This is a genomic window from Brucella sp. IR068 (genome assembly GCF_049065885.1).
Lineage (GTDB): Bacteria > Pseudomonadota > Alphaproteobacteria > Rhizobiales > Rhizobiaceae > Brucella > Brucella intermedia.
Map to the genome: position 1 here is coordinate 1 of NZ_JBAKHE010000038.1, position 3,716 is coordinate 3,716.

Genomic DNA, 3,716 nt, shown 5'->3' on the forward strand with positions numbered 1-3,716 from the left:
CTACGAGGCCAAAACGCGTTTCGATATATTGAAGACGCAGCTGGAGATGGCGTTCTCCCTGACCGTCCAGCTGCAGAATATAAGCCTGCTCCGCTATCTCAAATAGCCGGCATCGGATGTAAGCCGCAGGCCGGATCGCCCCGTTTGCCAGCGTTATTCCCCGCCAGGCCGCCAAGCTGTCAGACGTAGCAGGGACCGGCAGGTCAGTGCTGACCGCCGGATCCATCGCCGCACGCCACAGATATTTTAAGGAAACACCATGATCACGACCTCGCCGCTCGCCCTTGCTCCCAACGGTCCGGCTGCAGCTGACCCGTCCCGGCCCGCAGGCCCCGCGGCTTCGGCCGCAAACCGGGCAAGCGTCGACTATAATGCCTTTTTGAAGCTTCTGGTCACCCAGATGCAGAACCAGGATCCCACCCAGCCCATGGATCCGACCCAGTATGTCAGCCAGCTTGCCACCTTCTCCAATGTCGAACAGGCCGTGCAGATGAACAGCAAGCTTGACGCGCTTATCGCCAACACCTCCGTTACCCAGGCCGCAGGCTGGGTCGGTCGCACCGTCTCCAATACCGACGGCAGCGTCAAGGGCGTGGTCAAGTCCGTCACCATCCAGTCCAACGGCATGTTGGCCGAACTCGACAACGGCAAGAAAATCCTCATCGGACAAGGCATCAAGATCAGCTAGATCGTCTCTCCCCGAACCCCATCCGGAAAGGGACCCGGCGAACCGGCAAGCCGCAACGCCCGAGCGAAGGCGCCGAATACCGCGATCACAAAGCCGGACCTCCCGCATACATGAAAAGCACAGGCTGCCGGGTCCATTCATCCGCCAGCCTGTAGCTGGCGGGACTGGCTGAACGGAACCAGTCAGTCCCGCCGACCGACCAATACACGCCCCTCGTCATGCTGCAGCCAGTATCAACTGACCTTCGCCACGGTAGCGGTCGATCAGCACCACGACAGGAACATAGCTGCGGTCTTGTTCCGGGGACGGTGGACCCGGGTGGCGTACGGATCAGATAAGCAGGGAGAGCGGTCGAGGGCCTTCAAGCGATCCAATTGCCTCATATCACAAGGCGAGCTCGTCATCTTCTACGGGCAAGACTTCTCGCACTTGCCCAGCCAGACAAGCGTTGGCCCATCAACGAAACATTCCTTCCTGCGAGCCGCGGAATTTTTTCTGAAAACAACACTTCGAACGAATTGATCAGCCTGTCGGCACACCTATTGGTGTCATACTGAAAGTAAATTGGATGCTTTGGCCTGTTTACCGTCCGGAGCGTTGTGGTTTCATTGACAATCGTTGTGTAAGGCTGCGCAATTAAGAAATATTGTTGCACGGGGCCGCCGATGGCGGAAAGAAACGATAAGGCAATCGCCAGAGCAATCGTCGATAAAACCGCAAGTCCCTAGAAAAATCAGTCTGGTAGTGCATATTGCGTTAATCATAGCGATCAAAATATAAGAACATTAGCAAAACACTTCCAAAATGAAAATTGACATAAGTATGAACGTCTAGTCAAATCGAAAGAGATTCAGTAATTCTGCTCTGGTTTGTGTTCAAATTGGTCTGAAAACAAAGCCTTCTTCGCTTCCGCATCGAGGTCCGTCTTGCTGAAATTGGCCCAACTTCGTTCCATTATTGCTACCATTCTCTTCACCATTGTCTTGGTGCTAGGTGCGCAGGTCGATGCGAACGCTGGCTATCTGCAGTTTATTGATAAGGGTGGGTCGAGAGAGGTTCATATAGGGCGGCCTTGGACGTACAAGGTAGAGGTACAGTGTCATGGTTGTTATGGCGGGTGGAACCGAAATTGGAGCTTCAAGGATGATAAGTGGCTGAAGGGGGTTAATCTTGAGATCGAGTATGGACCGGGCGATTGGCTGACATTGAGTTACTCCACCAGAAGTTTTTCTGCGGGCGCGTCGGAGGTTGCCGGTTGGTCAAAAGACGGAATGCCCCTTTATATCGTGGTCCCGGGTTATGCAGAAGGTGGCATTAAGCTCCCGTGGTTTGAGCCGCATGCGGAAGTGAGTGTTCCGAATGGGGAGGGGCCTTTTAAGTATGGGGAGGATGTTCGACTTGAGGCGAAGGTGACCGGCTTGCCAGGATTGGCTCGAATTACGGGGATGAGTGGTGATGCGGGTGGACTGTCATTTAATGGGACCGATTTGCGTGTTGGTGGTCGCGCAAGCATACCAGGCACGAGCACATACACGCTGAAGATAACTGATGCTTGGGGATGGACGGTTGAAAGCGGTGAATTCAAAATTAAAGTCCTTGATCCGGACATCTGGGTCACGATCAAGGACGGTAAAAAGGTTTCTGCCACTTATGGGAAGGCGATTGACCCGGTAACGTTTGAAGCGAGCCGGGGCATTAGCCCTTACACCTATACGCTTGAGGGCAAGTATCCCCGAGGTCTGAAGATTGATGCCAGCACCGGAGTGCTGAGCGGTACGCCGACGGAATCTGGCACCTTTACCTTTAGCGTGCGTGCCACCGACGCCAACCGCTACAGTAACGTGAACGGGATTAGCGTTACGATTGCCCCACCGTCTATAACCATCAGCCCCGAGACCTTGTCTAACGGCAAGGTCGGTGTGGACTATAGCCAAACGATTTCGGCGTCGGGTGGTATCGCACCGTATAAATACAGGGCGGGTGTAAATACATCGCCTCCTGCGGGACTTTCCATCAACGAGACGACAGGGGAGCTGTCTGGCAAGCCGAGAAAGGCCGGGACGTACACATTCTGGCTTGGCGGCAGCGATGTGAACAATCAGGGCGCGAATAGTGATGAGACCAACGGCTGGCGCTTCTATACCGTTGAAATAGCGCCGCCTGACATCAAGATTTCGGTCGATAACACTAACGGCAACCTGCCTGTTCCGGTCTATAATCAGGTCTATAGTGCGAAGTACAAGGCAGAAGACGGCATCGCTCCGTATAAATGGAGCGTGGCAAGCGGCGAGCTTCCCGCTGGACTGAGTCTCAACGCCGATACCGGTGAATTGACCGGAACGGTCAAGGCTTCGGGCAGTTTCTCCTTCAAGGTCCAGGCGACGGACGCCGAGGGCTATACCAAAACGCGCGATGAGAGTTTCACGATTGCTGCACCGGAGATTACGCTTGATCTGTCGCAGCTTGTCGATGGCAAGGAGGGGCTTGTCTATGGTCCTGTGCAGGTTACGGCTGGAGGCGGTGCGGAGCCTTATAGCTACAGCTTCGAGAACCTGCCTGAGGGCCTGACGCAGAATGCGGATGGCACAGTTACGGGCACGCCGACGAAGGCTGGCGCTGCCAGCGTCAAGGTGACTGTGACCGACAAACATGGCACCGCGGTGAGCCAGACAAAAGAGATCAACATCAAGGCGGCACCCGATATCTGGGTCATGATCCGGGAAAAGAGTGAACTTGTGACTGCCGTTTACGGGCAGGCAATTGAGGCGCGGACGTTTTATGCGGAGAACGGTACCGAACCCTACACCTTTAGCCTGGAAGGCAGCGTTCCTCCGGGCCTGACGCTGGATTCTGCAACCGGTGTTCTGAGCGGTACCCCAACCCAGACCGGCACGTTCAACTTCGATGTGCGGGCAACCGACAAGGACAGCTACAGCAATACGCATTCCAACAGTGTCACTGTCTCGGCCGACATCAAGGTTACGGTCGATAGTGCGGGAGGACAGCTTCCCGTACCGGTCTATAACCA

Annotated in this window: 3 protein-coding genes; all 3 read left to right on the forward strand. The window is 55.1% G+C overall.

What is annotated here, in order from left to right; genetic code table 11:
- Nucleotides 1–106: flagellin (locus tag ACOWVS_RS23305; RefSeq protein WP_420973167.1), on the forward strand; the 106-nt coding region annotated here is incomplete at its 5' end.
- Between the two features lie 153 nt (nucleotides 107–259).
- A complete protein-coding gene (flgD, locus tag ACOWVS_RS23310) occupies nucleotides 260–688 on the forward strand; it encodes a flagellar hook assembly protein FlgD (RefSeq protein WP_075042539.1) in 429 nt (142 codons plus the stop codon).
- 926 nt (nucleotides 689–1,614) lie between these two features.
- Nucleotides 1,615–3,716 (forward strand): putative Ig domain-containing protein (locus ACOWVS_RS23315; protein ID WP_420973177.1); only part of this gene is annotated, 2,102 nt, incomplete at its 3' end.